Below are 18332 nucleotides of genomic sequence, written 5' to 3'. Positions count from 1 at the left end.
TCGCCATGGAAAACAAGTCCCATGCCATTGCCGCAGGCGCGTTCGTGATCGGCTTGCTGGCCGCGCTCGTCGCGCTGGTAGTCTGGCTCACGCGCGACGACACGGTGCGCAACATCTACGAACTCTCCACGCGCGATGCCGTCAGCGGGCTGCAGCCGCAAGCGATGGTGCGCTACCGCGGCATCGCGGTCGGCAAGGTCGCGTCGATCGACTTCGACCCCAAGGTGAAGGGCAATGTGCGCGTGCGCATCAGCGTCGACGAGAAGGTGCCGCTCACCACGTCGACCTTCGCGTCGCTGAGCTACCAGGGCGTGACAGGCTTGGCCTTCATCGCGCTGGACGACAAGGGCGAGTCGCAAGAGTCGCTCGCGCCCAACAACGACAACCCGCCGCGCATTCCACTGCGGCCCTCCCTGCTGGCGGCGCTGCAGGAACGCGGCGAGGCCATCCTCAACCAGGTCGAGCTGGCGGCCAAGCGCGCGAACGTGCTGCTCGCCGACGAGAACCAGAAGCGCATCGGCGATGCACTCGAGAACATCTCGCAGGCGGCCGCCGGCGCCAATCGCCTCACGCAGACGCTCGACAAGACGATCAAGGCCGACCTGAGCCCAGCGCTCAAGCGCATGCCCGAGACGCTCGACCGTGTGAAGAAGGCCGCCAGCGACGTCTCGCGCGTGGCCAACAACCTCAACACCACGGTCGCGCGGCTCAACCAGCCCGACGGCGCCCTGACGCGTGTCGGCGATGGCGCCAAGTCGCTTGCGGTCGCGGTCGAGAACTTCAGCGGCACGACCATGCCTCGCATCAACCGCGTGGCCGACGACGCCTCGCGCACCGTGCGCCGGCTTGGCCGAACGGCGGACAACATCAACGACAACCCGCAGTCGCTGCTGTACGGCAACGGCGGCGTCGCGCCCGGCCCGGGTGAGCCCGGCTTCTCCGCGCCACCCGCGACCGCGCGACCCTGAAGGTGACACGCATGACCCCTGCCATCCAGACCTTTTTCGATCGCGCTCGCGGCACGGCTGCCGCCGCCTTCCTGGGCATCAGCGCCGTGCTCGCCGGTTGCGGTGCCTTGCCCGACAAGCCCTCGCGCATCACCCTGTACGACTTCGGCCCCGGCGACACCGCGCCCGCGCCGGTCGCCGCCCCGACGCTGCCGACCATCGCGCTCACCGAACCCGAGACCAACCCGCGCCTGGACGGCACCCAGATCCTCTACCGCCTCGGCTATGCCGACGCCAACGAACTGCGCCCCTACGGCCAGGCCCGCTGGAGCATGGCGCCGACGCAGATGGTGCGGCAGCGGCTGCGCAACGGCCTGTCGCAACACCGCCTGGTGCTCAATGCCGAAGAGAACGCCAGCATGACCCGCGCCGAAGGCAAGGCGCCCGACACCCTGCGCGTGACGCTGGAGGAATTCAGCCAGGTCTTCGACACGCCTTCGACCAGCGCCGGCCTGGTGCGCCTGCGGGCTACCCTGATCACCGGCGCGCCGGGCGGCGACCGCGTGCGCGGCCAGAAGACCTTCACCGTGCAGCGTCCGGCAGCGACAGCCGATGCCCCTGGCGGCGTCAAGGCGCTGGCCGCCGCCACCGATGCTGCCGTCAACGACATGGTCCAATGGGTCGACGGCCTGAAGTAGCAGCACATCGAGCAAAGCAATTGACACGCATCGGCCTCATCTCCGACACCCACGGCCTGCTGCGGCCCGAGGCGCTGTCCTTCCTCAAGGGCTGCGACCACATCGTGCACGGTGGCGACATCGGCGGCCCCGAAGTACTGGACCGGCTGGCCGCCATCGCGCCCCTCACCGCCGTGCGCGGCAACAACGACCGCCAGCCCTGGGCCGACGCCGTGCCCGACACCGACATGGTCGAGGTCGGCGGCATCTTCATCTACGCGCTGCACATCCTCGAGGACCTCGACATCGACCCCGCCGCGGCCGGCGTGCAAGTGGTGCTCACCGGGCATTCGCATCGTCCGAAGATCGAGTCGCGCCACGGCGTGCTCTACATCAACCCCGGCAGCGCCGGGCCGCGTCGATTCAGCCTGCCGATCTCGATCGGCGAACTCATCGTGGAGGGCGGCACGATCAAGCCGCGCATCGTCGACCTGGAGACTTCGAGGGATGCCCGTGCCGCGCGTTGAGGCACTTCTGTTCGACCTGGGCAACGTGGTGTTCGAGTTCGACTTCGAACATGCGATCCGGCACTGGGCGCCGCTCTCCGCACTTCCATTGCGCGAACTGCGCGAGCGCTTCGGCCACGACGAGCCCTACCGCCAGTTCGAACGCGGCGAGATCACGCCGGCCGCCTACTTCGATGGCCTGCGCCGCAACCTCGAACTCAGCGCGAGCGACGCCCAGATCGCAGAAGGCTGGAATCGCATCTTCGGGGTGGAGATCAGCGAAACCCTCGACGTCGTTGCGCAGGCGCGCAAGCACTGTCCGTGCTACGCCTTCAGCAACACCAACGCGGAACACCAGCGCGCCTGGAACGCAGCCTATCCGCGCATCGCGGCCACTTTCGACCGCGTGTTCGTGTCCTCCGAAATCGGCATGCGCAAGCCGGAGGCGGCAGCCTTCGTGCACATCGCCGATGCCATCGGCGTCGCGCCCGCGAACATCCTGTTCTTCGACGACCTGGTCGAGAACGTGGTTGGCGCGGTGGCAGCCGGGTTGCAGGCGGTGCAGGTGCGCTCGCCGGCCGACGTGCGCGAGGCACTCGCGCGGCTGGACTTGTAGAAAGACTCCGAACAGCTGAGCCCCTTCATGGCGTCGCTCGGAGTCTCCCTGGCGCGCTGCGCTTCAAGCCGGCGCGCGTGTCAGGGTTGCGGTCGTGTTGAAGCCGTTGCTCGTGTAGGTGCCGGCCAGCGTGCCATTGGCCTGCAGCTTGTAGACCACCGCCGTGCCATTGGGGAACTTGAACTCCAGTGTGCCGGGGCTCACGGTCGCCGTGACCCTTCGCCACTGGGGCGTGATGTTGACGTTCGAAGTGGTCGGCTCTCCAACCGAATAGATGACCGTCGCCTTCGTTGCATCGATCTTCTCGACGACGAGCGTGTGGTCGAGCTGGGTCAGGCTGTTGATCCACCTGCCGGTCCACTTGCCGGAGAACGCCTTGATATCCGGCGCAAGGGAGTCGTTCGGCGCCTCGATCCTGACGTCAGGCGGCAACGGCGCCTTGGATGGGGGCGCGGCGCATGCCGCCAGTAGCGCGACGGACATGCTCAACGCGATTGGACGCAGGTTCATGGACTTCTCCTCGTTGGAAAGAGAAGGCCAGTATGGGCATCGGGATCACTGACTGTAATGCCCGCTGCGGGGCTTGACGATGTAGGCGCCGAGTGCTAACTAACTCCGCCGCCGTGCGACGGCCTCAGGGCGTGCGAAGCAGGATAGGAAAAAGCTTGCCCAACCCGTCCGCCATCACTTCCACCGCCAGCGCCGCAAGTATCAATCCCATCAGCCGCGTCATGACATTGATGCCCGTCCTGCCCAATGCGCGAGCGATCGGCTGGGCCAGCGAGAAGGCGGCTGCCGTTGCAAGGGCGATCACCGCGCCGTAGCCCACGAGCAGCAGCAGTTCCCAGATGTGCCGCGTCTTCTCGGCATAGATCACCACCGTCGACATGGTGGCCGGCCCCGTCAGCAACGGAATGGTCAGCGGCACCACCGCGATCGATGCGCCCAGCGAGGCCTTCACCTCGGTCGCGCGGATTTCCTCGGTCGTGGTCTTCATCTCGGCCGGTTGCGCATTCAGCATCGACAGCGAACTCATCAGCAGCAACAAGCCACCGCCCACCTGGAAACTTGCGATCGAGATGCCGAAGAAGTCCAGTAACTGCAAGCCGAGCAACGCGCAGGTGGCGATCACGATGAACGCGCTGAACGACGACACCAGGATCGTCCTGCGCCGCTGCCCGTCGGTGAAGCCCTGCGTGTAGTGGATGAAGAAGGGCACGATGGCCAACGGGTTCACGATGGCCAGCAGCGAGATCATTGGCTTGATGAGGTCCATCGTCTGCGATGCGGTGGCCACGTCAGCGTCCTCCGGTCACGTCGAGGATCGTCGCCGTGGTGTAGCTGGACTCGTCCGACAGCAGCCACACGATGCCGTGCGCCACCTCCTCGGCGCTGCCGGTGCGCTTCATCGGCACTGTCGACGCGAGTTGCCTGGCCCGGTCGGGCAGGCCGCCCGAGGCATGGATCTCGGTGTCGATCAAGCCCGGGCGCACCGCGTTCACGCGGATACCTTCGTCGGCCACTTCCTTGGCCAGGCCGATGGTGAGGCTGTCGATCGCGCCCTTGCTCGCCGCATAGTCCACGTACTGGCCCGGCGAGCCGAGCCGCGCCGCAGCGCTCGAAAGGTTCACGATCACGCCGCCCTTGCCGCCGTGCCGCGTGCTCATGCGCTTCACCGCCTCGCGTGCGCAGACGATGCTGCCGATCACGTTGATGCGCATCATGCGTTCCAGCCGCGCCACGCTCATCTCGTCGACGCGCGCCTGCATGTCGACCACGCCGGCGTTGTTGACCAGGCCGGCGAGCGGGCCGAGTTCGGCGTCCACCCGGGCGAACATCGCCATCACCTGCGCCTCGTCGCCGACGTCGCCCTGCACGGTCATCGCGGTGCCGCCGCCAGCGCGGATGGCTTGCACCACCTCGTCAGCCGCCGCCGCCTGGCTGGCGTAGTTGACCGCCACGGCCCAGCCGCGCTGCGCGGCGAGAAGGGCCGTCGCCGCGCCGATGCCGCGACTGCCGCCAGTGATCAATAGCACCTTGTTCAAAGCCCATCTCCTGCACAGAATCCGTGCCTCAGTTAAAACCCCCTCGAGCGCCGATTACATCATCGAGGAGACGGCATGAGTCGAACCATCGACTACTACTTCACCCCGCAAAGTCCGTGGACCTACCTCGGCCATGCACGTTTGGCCGCCATCGCGAAGGCCGCGGGCGCCACCGTGCGCGTGCGGCCCATAGACATGGGCGCGGTATTCCCGGTGTCGGGCGGCTTGCCGCTCGGCAAGCGTGCGCCACAACGACAGGCCTATCGACTGGTGGAGCTTGCACGCTTCTCGCGCCATCTCGGCATGCCGCTGGTGCCCAAGCCCAAGTTCTTCCCGGTGGCCACCGACGATGCGTCCAAGCTCATCATCGCCGCCGACCTCCACCATGGCACCGACGCCGCGATGAAGCTGGGCAGCGCGATATTCGCGGCGGTGTGGGTTCAGCAACTCAACATCGCCGACCCGAAGCACCTCGAAGGGCTGGTGGTCGAATGCGGCCTGCCCGCGCGCCTCATCGATCAGTCGCAAAGCCAGGCCGCGCAGGAAGCCTACGAGCAGTACACGCAAGAGGCCATCGACGCCGGCGTCTTCGGCGCGCCGAGCTATGTTGTCGACGGTGAGATCTTCTGGGGCCAGGACCGGCTCGATTTCCTCGCCAGCGCGCTGCAATAACCATCACCACCAACGGAGCAAATGACCATGGGCCAATTCATCGATCTCACTGCCAGGGACGGCTTCACTTTCCCGGCGTACGTGGCCGAGCCCGCGGGCCAGCCGAAGGGCGCCATCGTCGTCGTGCAGGAGATCTTCGGCGTCAACTCGCACATCCGCGCCGTGGCCGACGGCTATGCGGCATCGGGCTATCTCGCCGTGGCGCCCGCCACCTTCCACCGCGTGAAGCAGGGCGTCGAACTCGGCTACACCGAGGACGACATGAAGGCCGGCTTCGCGCTCAAGACGGCCGTGGAAGCCCTGCCGCCGCCGGGTGTGCTGCAGGACATCCAGGCCGCGGTCGACTACGCGGGCAAGGCCGGCAAGGTCGGCATCGTGGGCTATTGCTGGGGCGGTTTGCTCACCTGGCGCGCGGCAGCCGTGGTGTCGGGCCTGTCCGCCGCCGCGCCTTACTACGGCGGCGGCATGACCACGCCGGAAGAAAGCGCGTTGCAACCCAAGGTGCCGGTGCTGGTCCATTTCGGCAACAACGACCACTGGATCCCCATGCCCACCGTCGATGCCTTCCGCGCCGCGCACCCCGAGGTCGAGGTGCACGTGTACGAATGCGGCCACGGCTTCAATTGCGACCAGCGCGGTTCGTACAACGCCGTGGCGGCCAAGCTCGCGCTCGAGCGCACGCTGGCCTTCTTTGCCCGGCACGTCGGCTGACGAGTAACGGCGTCAAGGCCGTCATCGCCAACGCGCGCCCCCATGCCGGGGCGACCGGCAGTTGCTGGAGCCTGGGTCAGGCTTTCTTCGGCCGCACGATCCTGGCCGGCCCCTTGATCCGCGTCTCCAGGAAGTCCAGCAGCGCCCTCAACGCGGCGCTGTTGTGGCGGCGTTGCAGGTAGGCCGCAGACAGCCACATGTCGCTGCGCACGTAGGTCTGCAGCACCGGCTCCAGCTCGCCCCGGTCGATGTGCGACTGCACCAGCAGCGCAGGCAGGTACAGCACGCCGTAGCCATGCAGCGCGACCTCGATCAGCGGTGCGCCCTCGGTGGCGTCCATGCGGCTCTTCACATTCACGGTGACCGGCTTGCCATCGACCACGAAGCCCCACTGCGGATGCTGGCCCTGGTTGAAGTTGGTGAGCGCATCGTGATGTGCGAGATCCGACGGGAGCACGGGCTTGCCGTGCTTCTTCCAGTAGCGTGGTGAAGCGCAGACGACCAGGTCCATCAGCAGCAACCGACGCACGATCAGGTTGTCGTCGGTGATGGGGCCGAAGCGCAGGGCCAGGTCGATGCCTTCCTCGGCCATGTCCACGGTGCGGTTTGTCAATTGCAGGCTGATGTGCACATCAGGGTAGTGACCCATGAATTGCGCCAGCAACCCCGGCAGGTTGCCCTGCCCCATGCCGTGGGTGGCCGAGATGCGCAGGCGCCCGCGCGGCTTTTCGGCCAGGCCCTGCATCTCGGCCTGGGTCGACTCGACCATCTCCAGCACCGGCTTGCTGCGCTCCAGCAGCAGGGCGCCGGCGTCGGTGAGGCTGACCGAGCGCGTAGACCGGTTCAGCAGGCGCACGCCGAAGCGCGTCTCCAGTTCGGCCACGTACTTGCTGACCGTGGCCTTGGACATGTCAAGCCTGGCGGCGGCTTTGGAGAAGCTGCCACAGGCCGCCACTTCCCTGAAGGTCTTGATGAGGTCAAGGCTGTCCATTGTTTCCAGTTCGTGAACGCGGTGATTCGATTTTCGAGGGTTTTTACCTAGGCAATGCGTCCAAAATTCGATGCACGGAGCCGCACTACTGCCAATCCGACAAAACAAGGACCGGACGAGAAATCCATTCTTGTTGAAACCTCGAAAGGAAAAAAGAAATGACCGCCAAGTTCATCGACGTACTCAGGGCCCTGCTGACTGTCACCCGCGTGCAAGCAGAAACGTATGCCGCAGCACGCGCGCTGCACATGATGCCCGTTGCTGCCGGCACGGCATCGTTGACGTCTCGTCTGTAAGTCCAGTCCCAACCTAAGGAAACATCATCATGAAGACCTCGAACATCCTCGCCGCCGCTGCCATCGCTCTCTTTGCCGCCGCTGGCGCCCAGGCTGAAACCTATCAAGGCGTGCAAGCGCCGACGAACCAGCGCGCCCGCGCCGAAGTCGCGGCAGAAGCGACCGTCGCCGCCCACTCGGCCAACCCCTACGCCGAAGGTGCCAATGACGGCGTGGTCGCTGCCACCAACAGCACCGTCGATCGCGCCGTGATGCGTGCCGAAGCCTTCGCCAAGGCGCATGACCCGCTGGCCAGCCTCGACCGCCGCGCTTTCTACCGCGACACCGTGCCGGCGCAGTACACCAACGGTTCGCTGGCGGTCCGTCGCCCGGCGGCACAGCGCCAAGCCGCGCTGTGATCCGTCCCCACGCTGCCACACCACCTGATCCGGGAACTCCCATGAAAGCCTCCAATCTTTTCGCATCTGTCGTGTTCGCAGCCGTCGGGCTCATCGCTGCGACGGGCGCCCAGGCAGAGACCTACGAAGGTGTTCAAGCGCCTCGGTCCGGTCTCAATCGTGCGGATGTGCAGGGCGAGGCCATGCGTGCGGCCCGCGCTCCGGACCAGAACGTGACGCGCGGTTCGCGCGGTGCGGAGACCGTCGAGGTCTCGGGTGATCGCAGCGTGGTGAAGGCCGAGGCCGTCCGCACCGCGGCCGCCCCGGACCAGAACGTGAACGCAAGTTCGCGCGTCAACAGCAAGCTCGTGTCGACGATGGGCAACCCGGTCGACGTCCGCGCAGAGCTGGTCCGCAGGAACTCGACCCGGATGTAAGAGTCCGCAGGACGCATGAAGGGCCGGGTAGGTGCGCAGCACCACCCGGCCCTTTTTTTCAGTCAAGCGCCGGCCGGAAGGGGTGAAGATTCCGTAGCGAGGGCGCCGAGGTCGGGTCGAGCAGCGGAACCGCACTCCCGTGCGGTGAGCAGCACAGGCCCGAGATCGGCGTCCGCAGTAGGAAGATTCACCCCTTCCTAACGAGCGGTGCGGGCGAGGTACCGCTTCCGCCAGAACACCACCACCAGCACCACCGCGATCACCCCCATCGCCCCCATCGCGATCCAGAAGCCATCAGCCTTGTGCACCAGCGGGATGAACTCGAAGTTCATGCCGAAGATGCCTGCGATGAGATTGAGCGGCAGGAACACCGCCGTCAGCGCCGTCAGCACCCGCATGATGTCGTTGGTGCGATGGCTCTGCACGCTGAAATGCATCTGCACCGCGGTCTCCGCGTTCTGCTCCAGCCGGCGGACGTGGTGCAGCACGCGCTCGATGTGCTCGTGCACGTCGCGACTGCGGATCATCACCAGTTCGCGCTCGCGGCGCTCGGCCGGGTCGTCGGGCGTGGGCAGCGTCTCCAGCGCGTCGATCCAGTCCTGCACCGCGCCGCGCTGGTCCTCGCAGATCTCGTCGAGCCGATGCAGGGACTGGCGCGCCTGCATCAGCGCGCCCCAATTGGAGAAGCGACTCTTGACGTCGATCAGTTCCGCCTGCCAGTGGTCGATCTGGCGCGTCATCTCGCGTCGCAGGTCCAGGTACCCATCGACGATCTGGTTGACCAGCCGCAGCATCAGGTCGGCCGGGCCGGTCGGCAGGCGCTTGCTCGCCGGTCGCCCATCTGGAGCGGGGGAGGGCGCGAATGTGGCCACGCCCGGCGTGCCCGTGGCCAGCAGCTTGGCCGCGTAGGCGTCGCGCACCGCGCCGTCTTCCGGGTGCACCGACAGCAGGACGCGGTCGAACACGGCAAAGCCCACCGGGCGGGTCTCGATGCGCTTGAGCAGCGACGGCCCATCGGGCACGGCGGTCGGGTTGTCTGGCGCGGGCGCCTGCGCGGCAGCGCCCATGCTTCCCGGGCTCGTCGCCAGGCGCCGGATCACCAGCACGTCGTAGATCGAGGTGTAGTCGTAGTGAGACGGCAACTGCTCGTTGAGCAGGTCCAGCACGTGCAGGTCGACCAGTTGCGTGCCGCAGAGGCTTTGCAGGACGTCCTGCACCGTGTCGAGCTGCGACCGGAATTCCTCCCGCGTCAGGGAAATCCACAGGTAGCTGTCGCCGCCGCAGGCGCCCGGCAGGGCCAGTGGCGCCAAGGCATCATGCTCGCGCACCTGGGTGCTGTTGATCTCGAAGCTGCGCATCGGTATTCCGTGAGCCGAACCCGCCCTTGCCCATGCATCGGGCAGACGGCGCTATTGTTTTTGGAGCAGGCGGGCGGCGTCCAGCGCAAAGTAGGTCAGCACGCCATCGGCGCCCGCGCGCTTGAAGGCGAGCAGGCTTTCCAGCATCACGGCGTCGTGGTCGAGCCAGCCGTTGTGCGCAGCGGCCTTCAGCATCGCGTATTCGCCGCTGACCTGGTAGGCGAAGATCGGCACGCGGAACTCTTCCTTCACGCGGCGCACGATGTCGAGGTACGGCATGCCGGGCTTGACCATTACCATGTCCGCGCCTTCGGCAATGTCCATGGCCACTTCCCGCAGCGCCTCGTCGCTGTTGCCCGGGTCCATCTGGTAGACCTTCTTGTTGCTCTTGCCGAGGTTGGCGGCCGAGCCGACCGCGTCACGGAAGGGGCCGTAGAAGGCGCTGGCGTACTTGGCGCTGTAGGCCATGATCCGGGTGTGGATCATGCCGTCGGTTTCGAGCATGTCGCGGATCGCGCCGATCCGCCCGTCCATCATGTCGCTGGGCGCCACAATGTCGACGCCGGCTTCGGCTTGAGTGAGTGCCTGCTTCGTCAGCACTTCCACCGTCTCGTCGTTGAGGATGTAGCCGGTGTCGTCCAGCAAGCCGTCCTGGCCGTGGCTGGTGTAGGGGTCCAGCGCCACGTCGGTCATCACGCCCAGTTCGGGGTAGCGCGACTTGAGTGCGGCGACCACGCGGGGGATCAGGCCATCCGGGTTGAAGGCTTCATCGCCCGACGGCGTCTTGAGACTGCTGTCGATCACCGGAAACAGGGCCATCACCGGGATGCCCAGCGCCACGCATTCCTCCGCCACCGGCAGCAGCAAGTCCAGGCTCAACCGGTCGACGCCCGGCATCGAGGCCACGGCATCGCGCTTCTTCTGGCCCTCCTGCACGAACACGGGGTAGATCAGGTCATGGGCGGTCACGGCATGTTCGCGCACCAGGTTGCGCGAAAAGGCGTCGCGGCGCAGCCTGCGTGGCCGGCCGGCGGGGAAGGGGGCGAGGGGGGTCATGCCGAAAATTGTGCCTGAAGTGATGTCGGCGCCGGCTTGTTGTTTTCGCACGACCGTTCGTCCGGGGATTTCGACGAGATGAAACGTTTGGTTGTATCTTGCGCGCCACAAACGTCAAAAAATAGTTACCACTGGGTTGAAAGGGTCGGAAGGCTTTGTTAAATTCTGTCTTGGGCGACTTGTCGTCCCCCGCTTTTCCTCCCTGAGCGGGTGCCTTGATGTGTGACAGCAAAAGGGCTTCCTGGCCCGGCGTTTTGACGCCGGGCTTTTTTTTGCCCGCTCGCATCGGAGCGTGCGCCCACTAAACTGCGCCGGATGCTCTGGTTCAACGTCGTCAAGTCACTGCATATCGTCTTCGTCGCAAGCTGGTTTGCCGGTCTTTTTTACCTTCCGCGCATCTTTGTGAACCTGGCCATGGTGCCGCCGGAGTCGATCGCCGAACGGGCGCGGCTCCTCCTGATGGCCCGAAAGCTGATGCGCTTCACCACCGTGCTGGCCGTTCCCGCATTGGTCCTCGGCCTGTGGCTCTGGCTGGGATTCGGCGCCGGACGCGGGCCGGGCAATGGCTGGCTGCATGCCAAGCTCGCGCTGGTGCTGGTGGTCATCGGCTACCACCACGGCTGCGGTGTGCTGCTGCGGCGCTTCGAGGCCGGCGAGAACCGGCGCAGCCATCGCTGGTACCGCTGGTTCAACGAGGCGCCAGTATTGCTCTTGCTGGCGATCGTCCTGCTGGTGGTCGTGCGCCCGTTCTGATCCTTGGCCGCCCACAAGACAACCGCTCTCCCCCTTGCGCTGGCCTATGCGGCGCTGATCGTCTACGCCAGCCTGTATCCGTTTGCCGACTGGCGCGACCAGGGGATCGCGCCCTGGGCTTACCTGGCCGCGCCGTGGCCGAAGTACTGGACCGGGTTCGATTTCGCCGTCAACGTGGTGGGCTACGTCCCTTTCGGGTTCCTGTCCGCCTTGACCGTGATGCGCACACGCACGGGACTGGGGGCACCCGGCGCCGTGCTGCGCGCCACGCTCGCCGGCGTGGCGATCTCGTTTGCCATGGAGACGCTGCAAAGCTACCTGCCTGTGCGCGTGCCTTCCAACGTGGACCTCAGCCTGAATTCGGCCGGCGCGCTGGTCGGCGCGGTGCTCGCGGCCGGCCTGGAACGCCTGGGCGTGATTGCGCACTGGCACACCGCCCGTTCGAAATGGTTCGTCGAGGAGCCGCGCGGGGCGCTGGTGCTGATCGCGCTCTGGCCGGTCGCGCTGTTGTTTCCTGCGGCGGTGACCTTCGGCTTGGGGCAGGTGTTCGAGCGCGTCGAGGCGGCCATCTCCGAACTCCTGATGGACACTCCCTTCCTCGACTGGATGCCGGTGCGCCAGTTCGAGTTGCAGCCGCTGGTGCCGGGCGTCGAACTGCTCTGCGTGATGCTGGGCGCTCTGGTGCCCTGCCTGCTGGGCTTCTTCGTGGTACGCGCGGTGGCGCAGCGCGCGCTGCTGCTGTCGCTGACCTTGCTGGCCGGAATTGCCGGCAGCGCGCTGTCGGCGGCCTTGAGCTACGGGCCGCCGCATGCCTGGTCCTGGCTCAGCCTGCCGGTGCAAGTCGGTATCGCGGCGGCCGTTGTGATGGGCGTGCCGCTGCTGTGGGCGCCGCGTCGCCTGTGCGGCGGCTTGCTGATCCTGGCGCTGGTCGTGCACCTGAGCCTGCTCAATCAGGCGCCGGAGAGCGCCTATTTCGCCCAGACGCTGGCGACCTGGGAGCAGGGTCGCTTCATACGCTTCAACGGCCTGGCGCAGTGGCTCGGCTGGCTCTGGCCCTTCGCCACGCTGGGCTACGTGGTGCTGGCGCTCTCGCGCCGCGGCGGCCAAACCTAGAATCGTCCGATGCCCACGCCTCCGCCCCCCGCACAGAGCGGCTACTACGCCCGCCACATCTTCTTCTGCCTGAATGAACGCAAGAACGGCGAAGACTCCTGCTCCCAGCACAACGCGCAGGCCGGCTTCGACCACTGCAAGATGCGCGTCAAGCAGGCCGGACTGGCCGGCCAGGGCAAGGTTCGCGTGAACAAGGCGGGCTGCCTCGATCGTTGCGCGGGCGGTCCGGTGGCCGTGGTGTATCCGGACGCGGTCTGGTACAGCTTCGTCGACACGGAAGACATCGACGAGATCGTTGACTCGCACCTGAAGAACGGCCAGGTCGTCGAGCGCCTGCTGCTGCCGCCCAGCGTGGGGCGCTGAAGGTGAACCCCCGGACCGAAAGAATCCAGCTGCACGGCGGCGCCGGGGTCATCGAGGCCCTGCGCGATGCGCCGGCCGCCGGCACGGCGCCCCAGGGCGTTGCCGTCATCGCGCATCCCCATCCACTGTTTGGCGGCACCATGGACAACAAGGTGGTGCAGACGCTGGCGCGCGCATTCGTCGGCGCCGGGTGGACAGCCGTGCGCTTCAACTTCCGCGGCGTCGGCGCCAGCGAAGGCGGGCACGACGAGGGGCGCGGCGAGGCCGAGGACATGCTGGCGGTGGTGCAGCAAGTCGCGCCCGACGGGCCCTTGTCGATCGCCGGCTTCTCCTTCGGCGCCTTCGTCGCCATCAATGCGCTGCAGTCGCTTTGGGGTTCACGCGACATCCAGCGCATCGCACTGGTCGGCCCGAGCGTCGAGCGCGTGCCGCCGCCGCCGATACCCGCCGCGTCGCACGAGCGCGTGCTGGTGGTCCACGGCGAACAGGACGACACGGTTTCGCTCGCCGCAGTGATGGATTGGTCACGCCCGCAGTCACTTCCTGTCATGGTGGTTCCCGGAGGCGGGCATTTCTTTCACGGACAATTGCCGCTGCTCAAGAATCTCGTCGCCCGCCATCTGCGCCCGGGCTAGTTTTCCCTTCGCTCCCCGTCCCTCCATGACCCGTTTTTCGAATGCGCTGCGTGCGCTTCTGCTCGCTGTCGCATTGCCGTTCTGCATCCCGGCATCCGCCCAGGTTCCCGCGCCGCCGGATGTCGCGGCCCGCAGCTACCTCCTGCTGGACCTCACCGCCAACCAGATCCTTGCGCAGAAGGACATCGACAGCCCCGTCGAACCGGCTTCGCTGACCAAGCTCATGAGCGCCTACGTGGTCTTCGACGCGCTGCGCGCCAGGAAGATCACCCTGACGCAGACCCTGCCGGTCAGCCAGCGCGCCTGGAAGATGCCCGGCTCCCGCATGTTCATCGACCCGAAGATGCAGGTGCCGGTGGAAGACCTGATCAAGGGCCTGATCGTGCAGTCGGGCAACGACGCCACCGTGGCGCTGGCCGAAGGCGTGGGTGGCACCGTCGAGCATTTCGTCGAACTCATGAACGAGCAGGCCAAGGCGCTCGGCATGAAGAACACCACCTACAAAAATCCGGAAGGCCAGACCGCGCCCGGCCACACGACGACCGCAAGGGACCTCGGCATCCTCGCGACGCGCCTGCTGCGCGACTTTCCGGACGAGGTGAAGTACTACGCGATCAAGAAGTACCGCTACCCCGGCACGCCCTCGACCAACGACACCAACCGCAACCTGCTGCTGTTCCGCGACCCGACCGTGGACGGCCTGAAGACCGGCTACACCGAGGCGGCCGGCTTCTGCATGATCGTCACGGCCAAGCGCGATTTCCCCAACCTCGCCGGTGGCCGTCGCCTGCTGAGCATCCTGCTGGGCGCTTCCAGCGAAAACGCACGGGCCAACGAATCCCAAAAGCTGCTGAACTGGGGCTACACGGCCTATGACGCCGTCCGCCTGTTCGACGGCGGTCAGCCCGTTGCCACGCCAGCGGTGTGGAAGGGCAAGCAGAACACGATGAAGATCGGCCGCGTCGAGCCCATCGTCGTGGCCGTGCCTTCGGGCTCGGCCAGCAAGATCAAGACGCAGATCGCGCGTCCCGATCCGCTGGTGGCCCCTTTCGCCAGGAACCAGGCGATCGGCTCGCTTAGGGTCACGCTGGGCGACCAGCCGGTGACGGAGGTTCCTCTGGTGGCGCTCGAGGGCGTCGAGCAGGCCGGCATCACGGGCCGCGCCTGGGATGCCATGCGCCTCTGGATCAAGTAGAGCGCGCCTGCTATAATCGTGGGCTTTTCGGAAAATTCCGAAGGGTTTCACGTTTTCGTCATCTGCAGTCCCTGTGTCACGACAGGGGTCCACACTGCAGAATTTTTGGACTATTCATTCATGCCAACCATCAATCAATTGGTGCGTCAGGGTCGCGAAGTTGAGAAAGTCAACTCCAAGAGCCCTGCCATGCAGAACTCGCCGCAACGTCGCGGTGTCTGCACCCGCGTCTACACCACGACGCCAAAGAAGCCCAACTCGGCGCTTCGCAAAGTTGCCAAGGTCCGTCTGACCAATGGCTTCGAAGTCATCTCCTACATCGGCGGCGAAGGCCACAACCTGCAGGAACACAGCGTCGTGCTGGTTCGCGGCGGTCGTGTCAAGGACTTGCCCGGTGTGCGCTACCACATCGTGCGCGGTTCGCTCGACTTGCAAGGCGTGAAAGACCGCAAGCAGTCGCGTTCCAAGTACGGCGCGAAGCGCCCGAAGAAGGCCTGATAGGTCCTCTGTTTTTTTGAAGGATTCGTCCTTCTGTCGTTCTCATTCAGCGGTGTTCGGCGTGCCTTGGCGGGTGCATCGGACGTAGTGACCCAGGTTCGGGTCGAGTAAGTGAGAGTTTTTGTTAGCTCTCGCGGTGCCGGAAACGGTGCCAACTGAAGCAAAGAGGTTAGAAAAATGCCACGTCGTCGCGAAGTCCCCAAACGTGAAATCCTGCCGGACCCGAAGTTCGGCAATGTCGAGCTGTCCAAATTCATGAACGTGATCATGGAAGGCGGCAAGAAGGCTGTTGCAGAACGCATCATTTATGGCGCGCTCGAACAGATCGAAAAGAAGAACCCGGGCAAGGACCCGGTCGAGGCTTTCACCATGGCCATCAACAATGTGAAGCCCATGGTCGAAGTGAAGTCGCGCCGCGTCGGTGGCGCGAACTACCAGGTGCCCGTCGAAGTGCGCCCGGTCCGTCGCCTCGCCCTGTCGATGCGCTGGATCAAGGAAGCTGCCCGCAAGCGCGGCGAGAAGTCGATGGCCCTGCGTCTGGCCAACGAACTGATGGAAGCCACGGAAGGCCGTGGCGGCGCGATGAAGAAGCGTGACGAAGTGCACCGCATGGCAGAAGCCAACAAGGCTTTCAGCCACTTCCGCTTCTAAGCACCGTCTTTTCAATCAGACCAGGCTTGAGGCCCGACCTGCCATGTGGTGGGCGGGCTTTCCGCCGTTAACGGAGTAATTTCATGGCACGCAATACCCCCATCGAGCGCTACCGCAATATCGGTATCTCGGCGCACATCGACGCTGGCAAGACCACGACGACCGAGCGCATCCTGTTCTACACCGGTGTGAACCACAAGATCGGTGAAGTGCATGACGGCGCCGCCACGATGGACTGGATGGAGCAAGAGCAAGAGCGTGGCATCACGATCACCTCGGCTGCGACCACCTGTTTCTGGAAGGGCATGGGCCAGAATTTCCAGGAACACCGCATCAACATCATCGACACCCCGGGCCACGTGGACTTCACGATTGAAGTCGAGCGCTCGATGCGCGTGCTCGACGGCGCCGTGATGGTGTACGACGCCGTCGGCGGCGTGCAGCCCCAGTCGGAAACCGTCTGGCGCCAGGCCAACAAGTACAAGGTTCCGCGTCTCGCGTTCGTCAACAAGATGGACCGCACCGGTGCCAACTTCCTGCGCGTTCGCCAGATGATGATCGACCGCCTGAAGGCCAACCCCGTTGTGATCCAGATCCCGATCGGCGCCGAGGACAAGTTCCAGGGCATCGTCGACCTCGTGAAGATGAAGGCCATCATCTGGGACGAAGACAAGGGCGTGACCTTCACCTACGGTGAGATCCCGGCCGACCTGGTCGACGTCTGCAACGAATACCACGAGAAGCTCGTGGAAGCCGCCGCTGAATCCAGCGAAGAGCTGATGAACAAGTACCTCGAAGGCGAAAAGCTGACCGAGGAAGAGATCAAGCTGGCCATCCGCACGCGCACGATCGCTGGCGAGATCCAGCCGATGCTCTGCGGCTCGGCTTTCAAGAACAAGGGCGTGCAAGCCATGCTCGACGCCGTCATCGAATACATGCCCGCACCGACCGACATTCCGCCGGTCTCGGGCACCGATGACGACGAGCACCCGGTGGTGCGGCAGGCCGACGACAGCGAAAAATTCTCGGCCCTCGCGTTCAAGCTGATGACCGACCCGTTCGTGGGCCAGCTGACCTTCGTGCGCGTCTACTCCGGCGTGCTGAAGAAGGGCGACAGCGTCTACAACCCGGTGCGCGGCAAGAAAGAGCGCATCGGCCGTATCGTGCAGATGCACGCCAACAACCGCGAAGAAGTCAGCGAAATCCGCGCCGGCGACATCGCTGCCTGCGTCGGCTTGAAGGAAGTGACCACGGGCGAAACCCTGTGCGATCCGGACGCGATCGTCACGCTTGAGCGCATGGTGTTCCCGGAATCGGTGATCTCGCAGGCCGTCGAGCCGAAGACCAAGGTCGACCAGGAAAAGATGGGTATCGCCCTGCAGCGTCTCGCGCAGGAAGATCCTTCGTTCCGCGTCAAGACCGATGAGGAATCGGGCCAGACCATCATTTCGGGCATGGGCGAGCTCCACCTCGAAATCATCGTGGACCGCATGAAGCGCGAATTCGGCGTGGAAGCCAACGTCGGCAAGCCGCAAGTGGCCTACCGCGAAACCATCCGCAAGACGGTGGAAGATGCTGAAGGCAAGTTCGTGCGCCAGTCGGGCGGCAAGGGCCAGTACGGCCACGTGATCCTGAAGGTCGAGCCGCAGGAAGCCGGCAAGGGCTTCGAGTTCGTCGACGCGATCAAGGGCGGTGTGGTTCCTCGCGAATACATCCCCGCGGTCGAAAAGGGCGTCATCGAAGCGCTGGGCCAGGGCGTGCTCGCCGGCTACCCGGTGGTGGACGTCAAGGTCACGCTGCACTTCGGTTCGTACCACGACGTGGACTCGAACGAAATGGCATTCAAGATGGCCGCGATCTTCGGTTTCAAGGAAGGCTGCCGCAAGGCCAGCCCGGTCATCCTTGAGCCGATGATGGCCGTCGAAGTGGAAACGCCTGAAGACTACGCCGGCAACGTGATGGGCGATCTGTCCAGCCGTCGCGGCATGGTGCAGGGCATGGACGACATGATCGGTGGCGGCAAGGCCATCAAGGCCGAAGTGCCGCTGTCGGAAATGTTCGGCTACTCGACCACGCTGCGGTCGATGTCGCAAGGCCGCGCCACGTACACGATGGAGTTCAAGCACTACGCCGAAGCTCCGCGCAACGTCGCCGAAGCCATTGTCGCCGCCCGCGCGAAGTAAGAATAAATCGGACTTGACCGGGCGCGATGAAACGCAAAGGACGCAAAAGAATCCAGATTCATTTTTGGTTTTCTTTTTGCGTCCTTCGCGGAACCTTCGCGTCCTCTGCGTCCGGTACCCGTATTTGAAATTTTGAATCTGTCTGCGATCACACGCCCCTCGCTGCCCGTGGCAAGGGAACCCGCAGTGCGATGCAGACGTTAAACCCCCACACGGGCATGCTCTTTCAAGGATTGAAAAATGGCAAAAGGT

The 18332-nt window shown here is 65.2% G+C and carries 23 protein-coding genes; 17 read left to right on the top strand and 6 right to left on the bottom strand.

The genetic code is table 11. From position 1 onward, the window contains the following. Nucleotides 1-5: 5 nt before the first annotated feature. Genes HB681_RS08370 through HB681_RS08355 form a run of 4 tightly spaced genes read left to right on the top strand, consistent with a single transcriptional unit; the run spans nucleotide 6 to nucleotide 2746 of the window. On the top strand, nucleotides 6-968 hold the full coding sequence (locus tag HB681_RS08370; RefSeq protein ID WP_213954346.1) for an MlaD family protein: 963 nt from the start codon (nucleotides 6-8) through the stop codon (nucleotides 966-968). An 11-nt stretch (nucleotides 969-979) separates the two neighbouring features. Continuing rightward, nucleotides 980-1645, top strand: a complete 666-nt coding sequence (locus HB681_RS08365; RefSeq protein WP_213954345.1) for an ABC-type transport auxiliary lipoprotein family protein — start codon at nucleotides 980-982, stop codon at nucleotides 1643-1645. Between the two features lie 20 nt (nucleotides 1646-1665). Further along, a complete protein-coding gene (locus HB681_RS08360) occupies nucleotides 1666-2151 on the top strand; it encodes a metallophosphoesterase family protein (protein WP_256354194.1) in 486 nt (161 codons plus the stop codon). Then, nucleotides 2138-2746 (top strand): HAD family phosphatase, encoded by a 609-nt coding sequence (locus HB681_RS08355; protein WP_213954343.1) that lies wholly within the window; start codon nucleotides 2138-2140, stop codon nucleotides 2744-2746. The genes HB681_RS08360 and HB681_RS08355 overlap by 14 nt, the downstream gene beginning before the upstream one ends. Nucleotides 2747-2809: 63 nt before the next feature. Here the strand turns inward: HB681_RS08355 and HB681_RS08350 are convergent, their stop codons facing one another. From HB681_RS08350 to HB681_RS08340, 3 genes are all read right to left on the bottom strand, one after another. Beyond that, nucleotides 2810-3256 (bottom strand): hypothetical protein, encoded by a 447-nt coding sequence (locus HB681_RS08350; RefSeq protein ID WP_213954342.1) that lies wholly within the window; start codon nucleotides 3254-3256, stop codon nucleotides 2810-2812. Between the two features lie 124 nt (nucleotides 3257-3380). Further along, nucleotides 3381-4022, bottom strand: coding sequence for a MarC family protein (locus HB681_RS08345; protein ID WP_213954646.1), 642 nt, complete (start codon nucleotides 4020-4022; stop codon nucleotides 3381-3383). A 22-nt stretch (nucleotides 4023-4044) separates the two neighbouring features. Then, nucleotides 4045-4791 carry an SDR family oxidoreductase gene (locus HB681_RS08340; protein ID WP_213954341.1) on the bottom strand — a complete coding sequence of 249 codons (747 nt, stop codon included), beginning with the start codon at nucleotides 4789-4791 and terminating at the stop codon, nucleotides 4045-4047. Nucleotides 4792-4866: 75 nt separating this feature from the next. Between HB681_RS08340 and HB681_RS08335 the strand changes: the two genes are divergently transcribed. Beyond that, nucleotides 4867-5463 (top strand): 2-hydroxychromene-2-carboxylate isomerase, encoded by a 597-nt coding sequence (locus HB681_RS08335; protein WP_213954340.1) that lies wholly within the window; start codon nucleotides 4867-4869, stop codon nucleotides 5461-5463. Nucleotides 5464-5490: 27 nt separating this feature from the next. Next, nucleotides 5491-6174, top strand: a complete 684-nt coding sequence (locus HB681_RS08330) for a dienelactone hydrolase family protein (protein WP_213954339.1) — start codon at nucleotides 5491-5493, stop codon at nucleotides 6172-6174. Nucleotides 6175-6250: 76 nt separating this feature from the next. Here HB681_RS08330 and HB681_RS08325 read toward each other — a convergent pair whose 3' ends face one another. Beyond that, the gene (locus tag HB681_RS08325) at nucleotides 6251-7165 is read right to left on the bottom strand and encodes a LysR family transcriptional regulator (protein ID WP_213954338.1); all 915 of its coding nucleotides are present in this window, start codon (nucleotides 7163-7165) and stop codon (nucleotides 6251-6253) included. Between the two features lie 158 nt (nucleotides 7166-7323). On the opposite strand from HB681_RS08325, the gene HB681_RS08320 reads away from it, so the two are divergent. Genes HB681_RS08320 through HB681_RS08310 form a run of 3 tightly spaced genes read left to right on the top strand, consistent with a single transcriptional unit; the run spans nucleotide 7324 to nucleotide 8275 of the window. After that, entirely contained in the window at nucleotides 7324-7461 is a 138-nt protein-coding gene (locus tag HB681_RS08320) for a hypothetical protein (protein ID WP_213954337.1), read from the top strand. Between the two features lie 29 nt (nucleotides 7462-7490). Next, nucleotides 7491-7859 (top strand): alpha/beta hydrolase, encoded by a 369-nt coding sequence (locus tag HB681_RS08315; protein ID WP_213954336.1) that lies wholly within the window; start codon nucleotides 7491-7493, stop codon nucleotides 7857-7859. Between the two features lie 41 nt (nucleotides 7860-7900). Continuing rightward, on the top strand, nucleotides 7901-8275 hold the full coding sequence (locus tag HB681_RS08310) for a DUF4148 domain-containing protein (RefSeq protein WP_213954335.1): 375 nt from the start codon (nucleotides 7901-7903) through the stop codon (nucleotides 8273-8275). 197 nt (nucleotides 8276-8472) lie between these two features. Here the strand turns inward: HB681_RS08310 and HB681_RS08305 are convergent, their stop codons facing one another. Both HB681_RS08305 and hemB read right to left on the bottom strand, forming a co-directional pair. Next, nucleotides 8473-9633: a magnesium transporter CorA family protein gene (locus tag HB681_RS08305; protein WP_213954334.1), complete on the bottom strand. Its 1161-nt coding sequence runs from the start codon at nucleotides 9631-9633 to the stop codon at nucleotides 8473-8475. A gap of 51 nt (nucleotides 9634-9684) precedes the next feature. Then, nucleotides 9685-10689 (bottom strand): porphobilinogen synthase, encoded by a 1005-nt coding sequence (hemB, locus tag HB681_RS08300; RefSeq protein WP_213954333.1) that lies wholly within the window; start codon nucleotides 10687-10689, stop codon nucleotides 9685-9687. Nucleotides 10690-11004: 315 nt separating this feature from the next. Between hemB and HB681_RS08295 the strand changes: the two genes are divergently transcribed. From HB681_RS08295 to fusA, 8 genes are all read left to right on the top strand, one after another. Next, complete coding sequence (locus HB681_RS08295; protein WP_213954332.1) at nucleotides 11005-11442, top strand: CopD family protein; 438 nt, start codon at nucleotides 11005-11007, stop codon at nucleotides 11440-11442. 3 nt (nucleotides 11443-11445) lie between these two features. Next, nucleotides 11446-12555 (top strand): VanZ family protein, encoded by a 1110-nt coding sequence (locus HB681_RS08290; RefSeq protein WP_213954331.1) that lies wholly within the window; start codon nucleotides 11446-11448, stop codon nucleotides 12553-12555. 9 nt (nucleotides 12556-12564) lie between these two features. After that, entirely contained in the window at nucleotides 12565-12918 is a 354-nt protein-coding gene (locus HB681_RS08285; protein WP_213954330.1) for a (2Fe-2S) ferredoxin domain-containing protein, read from the top strand. A 2-nt stretch (nucleotides 12919-12920) separates the two neighbouring features. Further along, nucleotides 12921-13553, top strand: coding sequence for an alpha/beta fold hydrolase (locus tag HB681_RS08280; protein ID WP_213954329.1), 633 nt, complete (start codon nucleotides 12921-12923; stop codon nucleotides 13551-13553). 25 nt (nucleotides 13554-13578) lie between these two features. Further along, nucleotides 13579-14748 (top strand): D-alanyl-D-alanine carboxypeptidase family protein, encoded by a 1170-nt coding sequence (locus HB681_RS08275; protein WP_213954328.1) that lies wholly within the window; start codon nucleotides 13579-13581, stop codon nucleotides 14746-14748. Between the two features lie 120 nt (nucleotides 14749-14868). Further along, nucleotides 14869-15246 carry a 30S ribosomal protein S12 gene (gene rpsL, locus HB681_RS08270; RefSeq protein ID WP_213954645.1) on the top strand — a complete coding sequence of 126 codons (378 nt, stop codon included), beginning with the start codon at nucleotides 14869-14871 and terminating at the stop codon, nucleotides 15244-15246. Between the two features lie 177 nt (nucleotides 15247-15423). Continuing rightward, on the top strand, nucleotides 15424-15897 hold the full coding sequence (gene rpsG, locus HB681_RS08265; protein ID WP_114968651.1) for a 30S ribosomal protein S7: 474 nt from the start codon (nucleotides 15424-15426) through the stop codon (nucleotides 15895-15897). A gap of 83 nt (nucleotides 15898-15980) precedes the next feature. After that, complete coding sequence (gene fusA, locus HB681_RS08260) at nucleotides 15981-18080, top strand: elongation factor G (RefSeq protein ID WP_213954327.1); 2100 nt, start codon at nucleotides 15981-15983, stop codon at nucleotides 18078-18080. The last annotated feature ends 252 nt before the right edge of the window (nucleotides 18081-18332 follow it).

It is taken from the genome of Variovorax sp. dw_954 (genome assembly GCF_018449755.1).
Taxonomy (GTDB): domain Bacteria; phylum Pseudomonadota; class Gammaproteobacteria; order Burkholderiales; family Burkholderiaceae_C; genus Variovorax.
This window is presented reverse-complemented; position numbering and strand designations above follow the sequence as displayed.

Bases quoted from the DNA above. Each gene is read 5' to 3' on its own strand.
- HB681_RS08370 (WP_213954346.1), top strand. From the start codon at position 6: ATGGAAAACAAGTCCCATGCCATTGCCGCAGGCGCGTTCGTGATCGGC.
- HB681_RS08365 (WP_213954345.1), top strand. From the start codon at position 980: ATGACCCCTGCCATCCAGACCTTTTTCGATCGCGCTCGCGGCACGGCT.
- HB681_RS08350 (WP_213954342.1), bottom strand. From the start codon at position 3,256: ATGAACCTGCGTCCAATCGCGTTGAGCATGTCCGTCGCGCTACTGGCG.
- HB681_RS08345 (WP_213954646.1), bottom strand. From the start codon at position 4,022: ATGGACCTCATCAAGCCAATGATCTCGCTGCTGGCCATCGTGAACCCG.
- HB681_RS08335 (WP_213954340.1), top strand. From the start codon at position 4,867: ATGAGTCGAACCATCGACTACTACTTCACCCCGCAAAGTCCGTGGACC.
- HB681_RS08330 (WP_213954339.1), top strand. From the start codon at position 5,491: ATGGGCCAATTCATCGATCTCACTGCCAGGGACGGCTTCACTTTCCCG.
- HB681_RS08325 (WP_213954338.1), bottom strand. From the start codon at position 7,165: ATGGACAGCCTTGACCTCATCAAGACCTTCAGGGAAGTGGCGGCCTGT.
- HB681_RS08320 (WP_213954337.1), top strand. From the start codon at position 7,324: ATGACCGCCAAGTTCATCGACGTACTCAGGGCCCTGCTGACTGTCACC.
- HB681_RS08315 (WP_213954336.1), top strand. From the start codon at position 7,491: ATGAAGACCTCGAACATCCTCGCCGCCGCTGCCATCGCTCTCTTTGCC.
- HB681_RS08310 (WP_213954335.1), top strand. From the start codon at position 7,901: ATGAAAGCCTCCAATCTTTTCGCATCTGTCGTGTTCGCAGCCGTCGGG.
- HB681_RS08305 (WP_213954334.1), bottom strand. From the start codon at position 9,633: ATGCGCAGCTTCGAGATCAACAGCACCCAGGTGCGCGAGCATGATGCC.
- hemB (WP_213954333.1), bottom strand. From the start codon at position 10,689: ATGACCCCCCTCGCCCCCTTCCCCGCCGGCCGGCCACGCAGGCTGCGC.
- HB681_RS08295 (WP_213954332.1), top strand. From the start codon at position 11,005: ATGCTCTGGTTCAACGTCGTCAAGTCACTGCATATCGTCTTCGTCGCA.
- HB681_RS08285 (WP_213954330.1), top strand. From the start codon at position 12,565: ATGCCCACGCCTCCGCCCCCCGCACAGAGCGGCTACTACGCCCGCCAC.
- HB681_RS08275 (WP_213954328.1), top strand. From the start codon at position 13,579: ATGACCCGTTTTTCGAATGCGCTGCGTGCGCTTCTGCTCGCTGTCGCA.
- rpsL (WP_213954645.1), top strand. From the start codon at position 14,869: ATGCCAACCATCAATCAATTGGTGCGTCAGGGTCGCGAAGTTGAGAAA.
- rpsG (WP_114968651.1), top strand. From the start codon at position 15,424: ATGCCACGTCGTCGCGAAGTCCCCAAACGTGAAATCCTGCCGGACCCG.
- fusA (WP_213954327.1), top strand. From the start codon at position 15,981: ATGGCACGCAATACCCCCATCGAGCGCTACCGCAATATCGGTATCTCG.